This is a genomic window from Rhodococcus sp. 15-725-2-2b (assembly GCF_002259075.1).
GTDB lineage: Bacteria > Actinomycetota > Actinomycetes > Mycobacteriales > Mycobacteriaceae > Rhodococcoides.
Map to the genome: position 1 here is coordinate 1 of NZ_NPFL01000025.1, position 1,615 is coordinate 1,615.

General features: G+C 64.6%; 1 protein-coding gene. It reads left to right on the plus strand.

Annotated elements, in window-relative coordinates; genetic code table 11:
• A partial coding sequence (locus CH306_RS27740) for an acyl-CoA carboxylase subunit beta (protein WP_218829698.1) occupies positions 1-1,596 on the plus strand: 1,596 nt, incomplete at its 5' end.
• Positions 1,597-1,615 lie beyond the last annotated feature (19 nt).

Consider the following 1,615-nt stretch of genomic DNA (forward strand, 5'->3'; position numbering starts at 1 on the left):
CCCGATATCCATACCACTGCGGGTAAATTGGCCGATCTTCGTAAACGTCTCGCGGTTGCGGAGATTCCGTCCGGTGAGGCAGCGGTGGACAAGGTCCACGCCAAAGGCAAGCTGACCGCCCGTGAGCGGATCACCGCCCTGCTCGACGAGGGCTCGTTCGTCGAACTCGACGCCCTCGCCCGCCACCGCTCCCAGAACTTCGGGTTGGGCGAGAACCGGCCCTTCGGTGACGGTGTCGTCACCGGCTACGGCACCGTCGACGGCCGTGATGTGTGCGTGTTCTCCCAGGACGCGACCGTCTTCGGCGGCTCGCTCGGGGAAATCTACGGCGAGAAGATCGTCAAGGTGATGGACCTGGCCGTCAAAACCGGACGACCGTTGGTCGGGATCAACGAAGGCGCCGGAGCCCGCATCCAGGAAGGGGTGGTCTCCCTCGGACTGTACGGCGAGATCTTCCACCGCAACGTCCGCGCCTCCGGGGTGATCCCGCAGATCTCGGTGATCATGGGACCCGCCGCGGGCGGGCACGTCTACTCCCCGGCCCTGACCGACTTCGTGGTCATGGTCGACGGCACCTCGCAGATGTTCGTCACCGGACCCGACGTGATCAAAACCGTCACCGGTGAGAACGTCACCATGGAAGAACTCGGCGGCGCGCACACCCACATGGAGAAATCCGGTGTCGCGCACTACGTCGCCTCCGGAGAACAGGACGCACTCGACTACGTCCGCGACCTGCTCTCGTACCTACCGAGCAACAATCGCGCCGACGCCCCCCGCACCGCACCCTCCGATCCGGTCGTCGGGTCGATCGAGGACTCGCTCACCGCGGAGGATCTCGAACTCGACACCCTGATCCCCGATTCACCGAACACCCCGTACGACATGCACGAGGTGATTCGTCGGATCCTCGACGACGACGAATTCCTCGAAGTCCAGGAAGGTCGGGCCCGCAACATCATCGTCGGGTTCGGGCGCATCGACGGCCGGTCGGTGGGGATCGTGGCCAACCAACCCACCCAGTTCGCGGGCACACTCGACATCGACGCGTCCGAGAAAGCCGCGCGGTTCGTGCGCACCTGCGACTGCTTCAACGTCCCGATCATCACCCTGGTCGATGTGCCCGGGTTCCTGCCCGGCACCGGCCAGGAATACAACGGCATCATCCGACGCGGCGCGAAACTGCTCTACGCCTACGGCGAGGCCACGGTCGGGAAGATCACCGTCATCACCCGCAAAGCGTACGGCGGGGCGTACGACGTGATGGGGTCCAAGCACATGGGAGCCGATGTCAACCTCGCCTGGCCGACCGCGCAGATCGCGGTCATGGGAGCCTCCGGCGCGGTCGGGTTCGTCTACCGCAAACAGTTGCTCGAAGCCGCGAAGAACGGTGACGACGTCGACGCCCTCCGGTTGACGCTGCAGCAGGAATACGAAGACACCCTCGTCAACCCCTACATCGCCGCCGAACGCGGCTACCTCGACGCCGTCATCCCCCCGAGCCACACCCGCGGCCAGATCGTCACCGCACTACGACTACTCGAACGCAAACAAGTCACCCTCCCACCCAAGAAACACGGAAACATCCCACTATGAGCGAAACGAACGACGACGC